Genomic DNA, 12,070 nt, shown 5'->3' on the forward strand with positions numbered 1-12,070 from the left:
AGCTACTCTCCCGCGGTATTAGCGATCGGCGATGATGATTTCGACGCCCATTTTTTCCAGGGCGCGAACGTACTGCTCGGATATGGCGCTGTCGGTGACCAGCCGGTGGATACGCTCCACCTCGCGGATCAAACAGAAACTGGTACGGCCAAATTTGCTGGAGTCGGCCACGGCAATGATCTCGCGCGAGACATCACACATGGCGCGATTAATCTGCGCCTCACCCAACTGGGGTGTGGTGATGCCGGAGGTCAGGTCGAAGCCATCGACACCGAGAAACAGTTTGTCGAAACGGTACTGACGGATATGCTGCTCCGCTGTCGGGCCATCGATCGACCAGGAAGCACTGCGCACATTGCCGCCCAGCACCATCAAATGAATGTTTTCGCGGCTGGCCAGTTCGTAAGCGATGTTGATGGCGTTGGTCATCACCACCAGATCCTTCTGCTTTTCCAGGTGTTTGGTCATCAGGCTGGTGGTGGAGCCGGAATCGATAATCACCGCCTCGCCATCATTAATCAGGGCGGCGGCGGCTTTGGCGATGGCGAATTTAACGTCGCGGTTGATTTTGCCTTTGTCTTCCAGCGGTCGATCAAACACAAACTGGCGATTAAGTTGCGCACCGCCATAGCCACGGATCGCACAGCCGCTTTTCTCCAGCCAGCGCAGGTCGTTGCGGATGGTGACCGAGCTGACGTTGTACAGGGTGCTGAGGTCTTCCACCCGTACCACGCCTTCGCGTCTTAGCTGCTCAATAATCGATTCACGACGTTGCTCGGTATTGATCATAAAGACTCCCCCTGAACATGGTTGAGTAAGGCAGCGCCACGCACGCCGCTGCTGTCGCCAAACACCGGTGGCAGGATCTCCGCCGGAGGGCTGACGGCAAATAATCCTTCACGCATGGCATCCGGCAGGCGCGGATAGATCTCGGGAATATTGGACAAACCACCGCCCAGCACAAAAGCGTCGATGTCCAGCATCATCTGTAAACCCGCCAGCGCACTGGCGAGGATGGCGATAAACATGCTGAACAGTTGCTGGGCCAGTGGGTCCTGTTGCCGGAAACAGATCATCAACGCGGGCAAATCGCGGGCCGGATGACCAAAATGCTGGCTCAGCGCCAGCAGACCGCGCCCGGAAACATAACGTTCGTAGCAATCCTTCAGGCCACAGTTACAGGCGAATGAGGGCAGCTGATAGCGTTCAATCAGGCGCGCAGGCACCGGTAGGTGGCCCCATTCGCCCGCCATGCCATGCTTACCGGTGAACAGTTGTTTATTCACCACCAATCCGCCGCCCGCGCCGGTACCGATGATCACGCCAAACACCACCGAGTAATCCAGCGTTTGCGGCGAGTGAGCTTCTGAAAGCGCGAAGCAGTGGCAATCATTACTTATCGCCACTGGCCGATTGAGCAGGGTTTCGATATCCCGCTTCAGGTTGCGGCCGGTAAGGCAGGGAACATTGGCCGAGAGCTGCTGCTGCGTGCGCGGATCGGTGATGCCCGGTAAGCCGATACCCACTTTCCCTTTGCAACCAAACTGCTGGTCGGCTTCCTGGGTGAGCGCCACCAGGCAATTGAGAAAGGCGGTGTAATCCTCACCCGGTGTCGCTACCCGCTGGCGAAACAGCTGTTGCATCCTGTCGTCATAGGCGGCGATTTCAATTTTAGTCCCGCCGATATCAAATCCGTAACGCATAGGGTTATCCTGGGATTAGAAGGCCGCCGGGCGCAGCACCCGCCCGTGAGTGATATCAAACAAATGGGCATGGTCCATTGCCAGTTGCAGACCGATACGTTCGCCCGGTTGTGATGCCCAACCCGGAGAAGAGGGGAAGCGTGCGACAAAATGGCGACCGGCCACATCGCAATGCACGATCTCTTCATTACCCATATGTTCCACCGTCTGCACCGTGGCGGGTAACGCCCCAGGCGCATCCACCGTGGTGATCAGCACATGCTCCGGGCGAATGCCGAGGCAGATTTGCGCTTCATTGTAGCCGTTCAGACGAGCCGCCACGCTGGCAGGCAATACCACCTTGCCAGCATCGTCAAATGACAAGGCAGGCTGGCCGTTATTAGTGGTAATAGTTACATCATGCAGGTTCATAGCCGGGCTGCCGATAAATGCGGCCACGAATTTGTTGGCAGGCTGATGATAAAGGGTGACCGGCTTGTCCACCTGTTGGATCACGCCGCGATCCAGCACACAGATGCGGTCGCCCATGGTCATGGCCTCCACCTGGTCGTGGGTGACATAAATCATGGTTGAGGGTAAGCCTTCCGCTTTGAGTTGCTGATGCAGATTGATCAGTTGCAGGCGCATCGACACACGCAGCTTCGCATCAAGATTCGACAGCGGTTCATCGAACAAAAACACGCGTGGACGACGCACAATCGCCCGCCCCAGCGCCACGCGCTGGCATTGACCGCCCGACAATTGCCCCGGTTTCCGCTCCAGCAGGTGGCTGATTTCCAGGTTCTCTGCCGCTTCACGCACCCGGCGATCGATCTCATCGCGTGGCATTTTGCCACTCAGGCTGAACGCCATGTTTTTGTACACCGTCATATGTGGGTACAGCGCGTAGTTCTGGAACACCATCGCGACTTCCCGGTCTTTGGGTAACACCTGATTGACGCAACGGTTTTGAATCACAATTTCGCCTGCGCTGATGCTTTCCAGCCCGGCAATCATGCGCAGCAAGGTTGATTTCGCACAGCCCGATGGCCCGACAAACACCATGAATTCGCCTTCCTGAATCGAAAGCTCAATACCGTGCAGCGCCTGGAAACCGTTGGGATAAATTTTCTTCACATCATGCAGTTGAATGCCAGACATAGCTGCTTCCTCATGTGGGGGGGGGAATTACCCTTTAACTCCGGCGCTGGCGATGCCCTGGATGAAATAGCGCTGGAAAAAGATGAATAAAATCAGCATCGGCAGCACCGCCATCAGTGCACCGGCCATCAGCATGGGATAGGGCACGCCTGCACGGCTGGCGAGCGACGCCAGTCCGACCGGCAGGGTTAACTTATCGACGCTGGTATTGACGATTAACGGCCACATCAGGTTATTCCATGCCCACAGGCCATTAATAATGGTGCAGGCAATCAATCCCGGACGGATCAGCGGCAGCAAAATGCGCCAGAAAATCGTGAAATGGTTGTAGCCATCGAGCAGTGCGGCTTCTTCCAGCTCGCGCGGTACGCCAAGGAAGAACTGGCGCAGCAGAAAAGTGGCATAAATACTGAAGATGCCGGGCAGAATCAGGCCGCTCAGGGTATTCACCAGACCGAGTTTCTGCACGATAAGAAACTGCGGGATCAGGAAAGCCTGCGCGGGCACCATCAGAATCGATACGCACAACATAAACACCGTATCGCGACCACGAAACGTCAGGCGCGAGAAGCCATAAGCGGCCATCGCCGCGATCAACATTTGCAGGGTGACGGTGAAAAAGGTGTAGAGAAACGAGTTGATGTAAAAGGTGGTGAAGGGGATCTCCGTCAGAATACGGTGATATGCCTGCAACGAAGGATGCTGAGGCAGAATCGCCAGCGGAATCTGAATGCTCTCCGGCTGGGTTTTCAGCGACGTCAGTAACATCCAGATAAACGGCACCAGCGAGATGAGGCTGGCGAGTGTCATCAGCGCGTACACCGTCAGTCGGCGGAGTTTTTCCTGATGCTGACGACGAAACCACGCCAGTTCTTCGGATTGGGTTAATGTGCTCATGGCTGGCTTCCTCAGGTAACCTTGATTTTTTTACCAATAAACATCTGCACCAGGCTGATCGCCAGGGTCACGATAAACAGCATCACGGCGATGGCAGAGGCATAACCTTTTTCCTGCAAGTAAAAGGCATATTTATAAAACAGGAACGTCACCGTCATCGCGTCGCTTTCAATCATCGAACGGTCGAACATTAAAAAGATGACGTCGAAGATTTGCAGTACCTCAATGAAACTCATAATCGACACGAAAAATAATGTTGGCAGCATCAGCGGTAACGTAATAAAGAAGAAGCGGCGCAGGGTGCCAATGCCATCAATATCCGCTGCTTCATAGACCTGGCGGGGAATATTCTGTAAGCCAGCCAGCAGAATAATGATTTTTAACGCCAGTGATGACCAGATGATAATAATGGAAACGCTGAGGTGGACCACTTTCGGGTCGGACAGCCAGTCAACCTGTGAGATGCCAATAAATCCCAGCACATGGTTAACCAGGCCGAAATCACCGTTAAACAACCACTGCCACACCATTGCTACCGCAGCGGGCATGGTGATGGCGGGCAGAAACAGCAGGGTGCGGAACAGCGTCTTGCCACGAATGGGCTGGTTCAGACCGATCGCCAGCAGCAGCGAGAGAGCCAGGCTGACCGGCACGCACACCACCACATAAAACAGGGTGTTGAGGGCAGCGGTATAAAAATCATCATCGGTGAACAGGTCGCGATAATTATCCAGGCTGACCTCAGTCCAGTTCATAAATTGGTTGAGATCGGTAAAGCTATAAAAAAATGTCTGGAGAAAGGGAATAAAATAAAATACCAGTAAGCCGATAACCAGCGGAGCGATCATTATCCAGCCCCAGAAACGCTCGGCTCGTTCCAGACTACTGACATTTTTTACCGTTGTTACCCTGGCTAGCTTGACGGTAACGGGGGAGATATTTTCCATCTTTATCGGCTCCGAAGCGGCGCAATTTATCGCGCGGGTTGATGATGGTGAACCTGATAGCAGCGCGATAACTCGCGCTGCTACTAAATTATTTTTCCATCACACGGCTGATTTTCTTCACCGATTTATCCATTTCCTCTTTGGCATCTGCACCCATAAAGATTTTCTTCAGGCTGCTGATCCACATATTTTGCCACTTCGGTGTATTGGTACCGGCGGTGGGGTAAGCGGTGGCGTGATCCAGTGCGGTCAGATAGGCGGTGACGTCAACCTGCTTCACATTGGCAGCCCAGGCAGGCATCGTCTGTTTGTTGGCCGGAATGACTGCGGCAGCCAGCTCCTCCTGTGAAGACTTCTGCGCCATAAAGGAGACATAACGCCAGGCGGCATCTTTATGTTTGCCGTTGGCATACAGGGCAAAGCCAAGGCTGTGGGCGACGCCAGCTTCTTTATCGATGCGCGGCATTTCAATCACACCAATATGGTCGTTAATTTGCGGGTTGCTGGCGAAAGGCGCGGCCTGCCAGGAACCGGCATACACCATCGCGGCACGATTAGAGGTAAACACCGAGTCGGTTTTCAGTTCACTCATCTGATTGGCGGTTGGCAGCAGGCCATCTTTCATCATTTGCTGTAATTGCTGATACACCCAGATAGCGTTATCGCTGGCGATATCGGTCGGCTGGCCGTTGGTCGGAACAATATGCACACCTTTCTGGTACAGCAGATTGAGGTAGCTTTCCTGGCCGTCATTGCTGAGATCCATATACAGCGGGAAAGCGTCGCCTTTCAGTTTTGCTTTCAGCGCGGTGGCGGTGGTTTTCAGGTCATCCCAGGTCCAGCCCTTTTTCGGATAGCTGACGCCAGCCTGATCAAACAGTTTTTTGTTGTACCAGACGGCTATCGCATCCACATCACGCGGGATCGCCAGTTGGTTACCATCAAACTGGTACGCTTTAACGGAACTGGCGACGATGTTGTTCAGATCCACCGATTTATCGTTCAGGTAACCGTTCAGCGGGGCCAGCACATGGTTCTGCGCATACTGGATAAAGTAAGGCATGTTGACCCAAAAAATATCCGGGGCGACGCCCCCTGCGACGGCGGAATCCAGTTTGACGAAATACTGTGAAGCAGGCACCACTTCTATATCAATATTGATATCCGGGTTAGCCTTTTCGAATGACTGAGCAATTTTTTCTTCAGCAGGAAGTTGATTTCGATCCCAAATAGCGTAACGCAGCGTTATTTTATCGGCTGCCTGGCTGAGTGCAGGAATTAAAAGTGCGACAGCTAATGTGATTCCGGAAATTACTGGCCTGATATGAGACTTATTGTTTTTTGTAAACAGCATGACACAACCCTCATCAATAAAAAGTATTTCGCTGGAAAGACCCGGTGTTGGTAAACGATTTTGTAAACCATCCGTAATCTGGCTGTCAACAACGAAAAAGTGTAAGTGTGAGTGGCGATTTTCCTTTCGATCTTTCGAGATCGAAAGGGTTTTGGCAGGATTTCAGGCGTGATTTCGTCACACAAGCAGCGAAACGAAAGGATGGTGAGACGGTAATGATCTAATTAGCAAGGGTTTTTTCTGCGCAGGTTGGCAGGATTGATATGACATTAATAACGCTAATTAAAACTCAAGCCATAACATTATTTCTGACCGGCTTTCACTGTTCGCAGGAAAATATTATGTTTTGCGAGCTGCGTCATCTTATTTTCTTATTACCTTTTTTTTCTATTTTTTCTTTTCAGTATGCGTGCTATTAAATTGCCAACTTCTGAATCTATAAGGGATGAACCATGACGTTACATCTGCGGCTGACTTCGTCGCTGGAAAAAATGTTCCACCAAAAAACAATTACCGATGTAAAGCAACTGACGACAGCCAGCATTCTTGCCAATGAAACGTTCTCTTTTCAGGCGCAATATTTTCTCCCGTCCGGGGAGCGCAAAACCCGCCGCACATGGCACTGGACAGTGGAGAGTGAGCTACTGCCCTGGTTACAGCTGTACCAGGTCACCTCAGTGCCGGGCCATCTGCCTTGTTACAACACCGTGGATGAAAACTATCTGACCACCGAACCGGGTCTGTTTCCGGACCTGCTGATGCCGCTCACCACGCCTGAGCTGCAAATTACCTGCAACTATCAGGGGGCGCTGTGGCTCTGCGTGACGCCAGCGGCCAGCGGTTTGCCGCCGGGGCAGCACAATATTACCCTGCGCTTGCAGGATAAAGAGGACAGCAGCCTGGTAAGCGAAAGCACGCTAACGCTGACGGTGTTACCGGACGCGCTGCCTGAGCAACAGCTTTACCATACTGAATGGATCCATACCGATTGCCTGGCAAATTACTATCAACTGCCGGTGTTCAGTGAGGAATACTGGCAGGCGGTACGTAACTTTGTGCGTAGCGCGGTGGCGCACGGCGTCAATATGATGCTGACGCCATTGTTTACGCCGCCACTTGATACCGCGCCCGGTACGGTGCGTACTGAGGTGCAGCTGGTTGATGTCATGGATGATGGGCAGGGGGGCTACCGCTTTGGCTTTGAGCGCCTGGCACGCTGGGTGGCGTTATGCCGGGAAGAGGGGATTCGGGACTTTGAGATCGCCCACTTTTTTACCCAATGGGGAGCGGCTCATGCGCCTCATGTGATGGTGGAATTGCCGGATGGCCGCCGGGAAGCGCGTTTTGGCTGGCATACTGATGCGTTTGGCGAACAATGGCGTCACTTTCTCACCGCCTTCCTGCCGCAATTGACGACCTGGTTTAATCAGCAGGGATTGCAGGATCGGGTGTGGTTCCACATTTCCGATGAACCCACCGATCAGCATCTGGAAAACTATCGCAAAGCCAGCGATCTGCTGCGTCCGCTGATTTCTGGCTATCGCACGCTGGATGCCTTGTCGGATTACGATTTCTATCGGCTCGGCCTGGTGGAGAAACCCGTCACCGCATCGGATCATCTGGAACCTTTTCTGGAGAACCAGGTACCCGGCCAGTGGACCTATTACTGCTGCGCTCAATACCTGGATGTTGCCAACCGTTTTATGGCGCAACCGTCGGTGCGCAACCGCATCCTTGGCGTTCAGCTGTGGTTATATCGCATTGAGGGATTCCTGCATTGGGGCTTTAACTTCTACAACAGTGAGCTGTCACGCGAAGCGATTGATCCCTTCGCGGTAACGGATGGTTTACAGGCATTTCCGGCGGGTGATCCTTTCCTGGTTTATCCTGGAAAAGATTTCACGCCCTTGCCCTCAATTCGCCTGAAAGTGCTGCTGGAAGCGTTGCAGGATCTGCGGGCGTTACAGCTACTGGAAAGCTTGCAAGGGCGTGCAGCGGTGGAAGCCTTAGTGGAGGAGGTAATGGGGATGCGCATTACCTTTAAGGCCTGGCCCGCTGATGCGGAGAAATTGCTGCACCTGCGCCACGAGGTAAACCGACGCATTGCCAGCAACAAAGCATAACCTGCGGTTTAATGAACCGGGCGGTTTTGTTATGCTGCCCGTTCAGCCGCAAAGAGGATGCTATGCGCACACTTACCGATGAAAAAAGACAGGCCATTATGACTGCCGCTTCCGCGGTGTTTCAGGAACACGGCTATGAGCGGGCCTCAATGAATGAAGTTGCCCGACGCGCCGGGGGTTCCAAGGCCACGCTCTACAACTACTTCCCTTCAAAAGAAGCCCTGTTTGAAGCGGTGGTCAGAGCCTACAGTACCCACTACCTCACAGAGGCGTCAGCAGAATTGCTGCAAAGCGAGAGTGCAGCGTTAAGTCTGGAATCGAAACTGCAGCGTTTTGGCAAGGGCATGCTCAGCGTACTGATGACGGACAGCCAGGCGCTGCAACTGTATCGTGTGGTGGTCGGTGAAGCTGGCCACTCCGATATAGGCGCGCTTTTCCACGACTCAGGGGTACGGGAGAGTATGGAGATCCTCGCCAGCCTGATGAAAAAACATATGGAGCTGGGCGAGCTGGCAGAAAATTGTCCGATGCTACGCGCCCGTCAGTTCTCATCTTTGCTCAGGGCAGAAGTTGATGAGTTGATGCTGAAAAAAGAGATGGATACCTATTCTGAAGCCCGTATTGCTGAAATGGTGACGGCGGCAGTGGATCTGTTTCTGACGGGTGCCCGTTAACGGTAGCGGCGCGATTTATCGCGCTATTATCAGCCGTGCCCCGGCCCAAAAGCGCGCGATAAATCGCGCCGCTACATTAATCGAGCTGTTACTGTAATTTTTTCAGCAGTTCCTCCGCCCCTTTATCAATACCGGTTTCTGCTGCGCTGAGTGAGCCGAAGGTCGCACCGATATTCATCGCATTAGGATATTGCTCCGCGACGTAGGCCAGCAGCAGCTCACCGGTTTCGGCATCATGAATTTCAACCGCATAGTTCACGTAACCGCTGAGCATCCCGCGCCCGCCGCGAATCGACTGGACGATATTATAAGGTCCGCCAGCGAGGTCGAATTTGGTGACGGTCCCGGCTACCTGGGTGGTGGTATCGGCACCGGTCAGCGTCAGTTTGAGACGCAGAGTATTCGGGGAAGGGGACGTGGCGCTCTGAAAGCGCGTGGTTAATTCCTTGCCAAACTTCTGTTGCATATAATCGGCGAGATGGCGGCGATCGGCTTGATCCATATCGTTAAACTGGCCGTCACTGCCCTGATAAATGCTGACCGGTTCAATGATTACCTTGCCGTATTTCTTCCAGTCCACAGGCGCGCTGTAGCGAAAGGGGATTCTGTCGCTGTCATCCCCGGCGTTGGCGCTCAGCCGGGAAGAGGACTCCAGCCCGGTATACTTCACCGGCGCGTTACTGGAACATCCGGTTACGCCCGCCATCAGGATCAGCACAGTCAATCCCGCATAAATCCCCTTCAATGATTTCTCCACTATCCGATCCTCTTAAAAAGTAAAAATGAGTATAAAAACGCTATAATTAAACTGTACGGTATAGTTATCTTGATTTATGCTGTTTCTGTCAAGCAGATGTTGCAGCAGGTTTCAGGGGGGGGGGGGCGGGGGATGCACAGAACCATCATCAGTGGTGAAAACGGCGTATGCAGAAATGAGGCAGATTTATTACTGGCCGGAAATATGGCGCTTCCCTTGCGCTACGCCAGCCTGCCGTTGGGCAAAAGATTAAACAGGCTAGGGCTGAGGCTGGCACTGGCAACCCGTTGCCCGCCAGCAGTGGAAGAACAGGTGATGTGGATCGTCAATGGGGCGATGCTGAAGGGTGAACTGCGCTACCGCAGACCGGAAATCATGGTCACGACATTTTTGCAGCTGCTTTATGAGTACCGGGTTAATCGGGCGATGCCGTTACGTGCTGCGGTACGCGCTGCCGTGAAACGGTTTATGGCGGAAAATAGTTGTTTACCTGATCTGTAGCGGCGCGATTTATCGCGCCGTTTCAGGCTGGCCCTGGTGTTGGCCGTTAGATTACTGGAAAGTTACGGTTTTTTTTGGTTTTTGGTCAACAGATAAAGAGAAAACATCCGGGCGGGCATAATGGCCGACCACATCAAAGTCATAACGGGCGCGAATCAGTTCATCGGTATCAATCTGCGCACACAGCAAGCCTTCGCTGCCGCGTAGCGGACCGGCCAGTACATCACCCAAAGGGCCGATAATCACGCTGCCGCCCTGAATCAACGGACGCTGGCTATCCCAGCCGGGAATTTCAATCCCCAGTTCCGCCGGTGACGGCTGAATCTGGCAAGCACTGAGGACAAAACAGCGTCCCTCATGGGCGATATGCCGCATCGATGCCTGCCATACATCACGCTCATCGACCGTTGGCGCGCACCAGATTTGTACGCCTTTGGCATACATGGCGGTACGCAGCAGCGGCATATGGTTTTCCCAGCAAATCGCGGCACCGATGCGTCCGGCCTGCGTATCCAGCACCGGCAGGGTGGAACCGTCGCCCTGGCCCCAGATCAAACGTTCGGTGCCGGTTGGCATCAATTTGCGATGCTTCGCCGCCAGCCCGGTTTCGGGTTCGAAAAATAACGCGCTGCAATATAAGGTGCTGCCTTCGCGTTCAATCACGCCAATCACTAATGCGGCCTGGGTTCTGCGCGCCAGATCCGCCAGCGCAGCGGTTTCTTTGCCCGGCACATCAATGGCGTTGGCAAAATATTCTGCCCAGGTTTCCCGTCCTTCCGGCAGGCGATACCCCAGCTGGGTGCCAAACGTTTCCCCTTTGGGATAGCCGCCGAGCAGGGCCTCAGGCATCACCACCAGACGGGCACCGCTGGCAATGATCTGATCTTCATAAGACAGAATTTTTTCTAAGGTTTGTGCTTTGCCTGCAGGGGCGGAACCCATTTGCAGCACCGCCACGGTTGAGGTGGTCATGGTTAATACCCTGTTGCCGGAGATGTGAAGCACCGATATTCCCCGCTATAGTGATATGAATCAATCGGCCATGCTGTATATCAGATATGAATAAAATAAATATCGAGTCACTCGATCTTAATCTCTTCAAAGTATTTGAAGCCCTGTATGAAGAAGGCAGCGCCAGCAGGTCCGCTGTGCGGCTGGGGATTACCCAGTCAGCGGTGAGCGCGGCGTTAGGCAGGCTGCGCAAAATCTATGGCGACCATTTATTTGACCGTACCGGGCGTGGTCTGCGTCCGAGTCGTCGGGCTGAAGAGTTAAAACCGATTGTCAGTGAGGCGTTGAATCGCTGTCGCCAGAGCCTTTCACTGGCGCAGCTGGATCAGGCGGCCTTCGATGGCCGCAGCGTGGTGCTGGGCTGGTCCGATGATTACGAAATCGCACTGGCGCGCAAACTGATTAACCGCGTGGCACAGGAGTATCCGGGGCTGCGGCTGATATTCCGGCAAATTCACAGCCGGATTGCCGCCGGGATGTTGATGAATCGCATGGTCGATCTGGCGGTGACCGCGGGGAGCGGTAGCTCGGCAGCCTTGAGTAAAGAGTTAGTCGGGGTGAATGACTACGCCTGCGTCACGGATTTTGTGCTGACGACGCCACAGTTAACCCTCGATGAGTACACCGGACTGCAACATATTCTGATTTCATCGGGTGGCGTGGTGGGTATTGTCGATGAAGCACTGGCTGAACGGGGGCTGAAACGCACGGTTGAAGCCGCCGCGACGCATTTCTCCGCCGTTCCCTGGCTGATCAAAGGTTCACGATCCGTTGTGACGCTGCCCAGCCACGCCGCTCGCGCGATGGCGGAAATGTTCGATTTACAGCTTTTACGCTGCCCGATTGAATTACCTGAGTATTCGGTTGAGTTGGCCTGGCGAACCGACAGTCTCAGGGACCCGGCGGTGGCCGGGGTGAGAAATATTTTGCGTGAGTTGCTGAAGGTTATGTGTAAACCGTAAC

Annotated in this window: 12 protein-coding genes; 4 read left to right on the plus strand and 8 right to left on the minus strand. The window is 53.8% G+C overall.

Translation table 11 applies throughout. From position 1 onward, the window contains the following. Positions 1-18: 18 nt before the first annotated feature. The 6 genes from agaR to CUN67_RS09565 all read right to left on the minus strand — a co-directional run bounded on the left by agaR (position 19) and on the right by CUN67_RS09565 (position 6,041). Complete coding sequence (gene agaR / locus CUN67_RS09540) at positions 19-789, minus strand: transcriptional repressor AgaR (protein WP_208715041.1); 771 nt, start codon at positions 787-789, stop codon at positions 19-21. Further along, a complete protein-coding gene (locus CUN67_RS09545) occupies positions 786-1,703 on the minus strand; it encodes an ROK family protein (protein WP_208715042.1) in 918 nt (305 codons plus the stop codon). The genes agaR and CUN67_RS09545 overlap by 4 nt, the downstream gene beginning before the upstream one ends. 15 nt (positions 1,704-1,718) lie before the next feature. Next, positions 1,719-2,843 (minus strand): ABC transporter ATP-binding protein, encoded by a 1,125-nt coding sequence (locus CUN67_RS09550; RefSeq protein ID WP_208715043.1) that lies wholly within the window; start codon positions 2,841-2,843, stop codon positions 1,719-1,721. 27 nt (positions 2,844-2,870) lie between these two features. Further along, positions 2,871-3,653, minus strand: coding sequence for a carbohydrate ABC transporter permease (locus CUN67_RS09555; protein ID WP_208717146.1), 783 nt, complete (start codon positions 3,651-3,653; stop codon positions 2,871-2,873). Between the two features lie 98 nt (positions 3,654-3,751). Next, a complete protein-coding gene (locus CUN67_RS09560) occupies positions 3,752-4,687 on the minus strand; it encodes a carbohydrate ABC transporter permease (RefSeq protein WP_208715044.1) in 936 nt (311 codons plus the stop codon). 88 nt (positions 4,688-4,775) lie between these two features. Then, positions 4,776-6,041 carry an ABC transporter substrate-binding protein gene (locus CUN67_RS09565; RefSeq protein WP_208715045.1) on the minus strand — a complete coding sequence of 422 codons (1,266 nt, stop codon included), beginning with the start codon at positions 6,039-6,041 and terminating at the stop codon, positions 4,776-4,778. A 452-nt stretch (positions 6,042-6,493) separates the two neighbouring features. Here CUN67_RS09565 and CUN67_RS09570 point away from each other — a divergent pair, with 452 nt between their 5' ends. Both CUN67_RS09570 and CUN67_RS09575 read left to right on the plus strand, forming a co-directional pair. Beyond that, positions 6,494-8,164: a DUF4091 domain-containing protein gene (locus CUN67_RS09570; RefSeq protein WP_208715046.1), complete on the plus strand. Its 1,671-nt coding sequence runs from the start codon at positions 6,494-6,496 to the stop codon at positions 8,162-8,164. 62 nt (positions 8,165-8,226) lie between these two features. Next, complete coding sequence (locus tag CUN67_RS09575) at positions 8,227-8,838, plus strand: TetR/AcrR family transcriptional regulator (RefSeq protein WP_208715047.1); 612 nt, start codon at positions 8,227-8,229, stop codon at positions 8,836-8,838. An 88-nt stretch (positions 8,839-8,926) separates the two neighbouring features. Here CUN67_RS09575 and CUN67_RS09580 read toward each other — a convergent pair whose 3' ends face one another. Next, the gene (locus tag CUN67_RS09580) at positions 8,927-9,544 is read right to left on the minus strand and encodes a DUF3313 domain-containing protein (protein ID WP_208717148.1); all 618 of its coding nucleotides are present in this window, start codon (positions 9,542-9,544) and stop codon (positions 8,927-8,929) included. A 183-nt stretch (positions 9,545-9,727) separates the two neighbouring features. Between CUN67_RS09580 and CUN67_RS09585 the strand changes: the two genes are divergently transcribed. Continuing rightward, entirely contained in the window at positions 9,728-10,096 is a 369-nt protein-coding gene (locus CUN67_RS09585; RefSeq protein WP_208715048.1) for a hypothetical protein, read from the plus strand. A gap of 51 nt (positions 10,097-10,147) precedes the next feature. Here the strand turns inward: CUN67_RS09585 and CUN67_RS09590 are convergent, their stop codons facing one another. Then, positions 10,148-11,068, minus strand: a complete 921-nt coding sequence (locus CUN67_RS09590; RefSeq protein ID WP_208715049.1) for a carbon-nitrogen hydrolase family protein — start codon at positions 11,066-11,068, stop codon at positions 10,148-10,150. Between the two features lie 86 nt (positions 11,069-11,154). Here CUN67_RS09590 and CUN67_RS09595 point away from each other — a divergent pair, with 86 nt between their 5' ends. After that, positions 11,155-12,069 carry a LysR family transcriptional regulator gene (locus CUN67_RS09595; protein WP_208715050.1) on the plus strand — a complete coding sequence of 305 codons (915 nt, stop codon included), beginning with the start codon at positions 11,155-11,157 and terminating at the stop codon, positions 12,067-12,069. Position 12,070 lies beyond the last annotated feature (1 nt).

This window comes from Pantoea cypripedii (assembly GCF_011395035.1).
GTDB classification, from domain to species: domain Bacteria; phylum Pseudomonadota; class Gammaproteobacteria; order Enterobacterales; family Enterobacteriaceae; genus Pantoea; species Pantoea cypripedii_A.

Coding starts and splice junctions, on each gene's coding strand:
- agaR (WP_208715041.1), bottom strand. CDS start 789: ATGATCAATACCGAGCAACGTCGTGAATCGATTATTGAGCAGCTAAGA.
- CUN67_RS09545 (WP_208715042.1), bottom strand. CDS start 1,703: ATGCGTTACGGATTTGATATCGGCGGGACTAAAATTGAAATCGCCGCC.
- CUN67_RS09550 (WP_208715043.1), bottom strand. CDS start 2,843: ATGTCTGGCATTCAACTGCATGATGTGAAGAAAATTTATCCCAACGGT.
- CUN67_RS09555 (WP_208717146.1), bottom strand. CDS start 3,653: ATGACACTCGCCAGCCTCATCTCGCTGGTGCCGTTTATCTGGATGTTA.
- CUN67_RS09560 (WP_208715044.1), bottom strand. CDS start 4,687: ATGGAAAATATCTCCCCCGTTACCGTCAAGCTAGCCAGGGTAACAACG.
- CUN67_RS09565 (WP_208715045.1), bottom strand. CDS start 6,041: ATGCTGTTTACAAAAAACAATAAGTCTCATATCAGGCCAGTAATTTCC.
- CUN67_RS09570 (WP_208715046.1), top strand. CDS start 6,494: ATGACGTTACATCTGCGGCTGACTTCGTCGCTGGAAAAAATGTTCCAC.
- CUN67_RS09575 (WP_208715047.1), top strand. CDS start 8,227: ATGCGCACACTTACCGATGAAAAAAGACAGGCCATTATGACTGCCGCT.
- CUN67_RS09580 (WP_208717148.1), bottom strand. CDS start 9,544: ATGGCGGGCGTAACCGGATGTTCCAGTAACGCGCCGGTGAAGTATACC.
- CUN67_RS09585 (WP_208715048.1), top strand. CDS start 9,728: ATGCACAGAACCATCATCAGTGGTGAAAACGGCGTATGCAGAAATGAG.
- CUN67_RS09590 (WP_208715049.1), bottom strand. CDS start 11,068: ATGACCACCTCAACCGTGGCGGTGCTGCAAATGGGTTCCGCCCCTGCA.
- CUN67_RS09595 (WP_208715050.1), top strand. CDS start 11,155: ATGAATAAAATAAATATCGAGTCACTCGATCTTAATCTCTTCAAAGTA.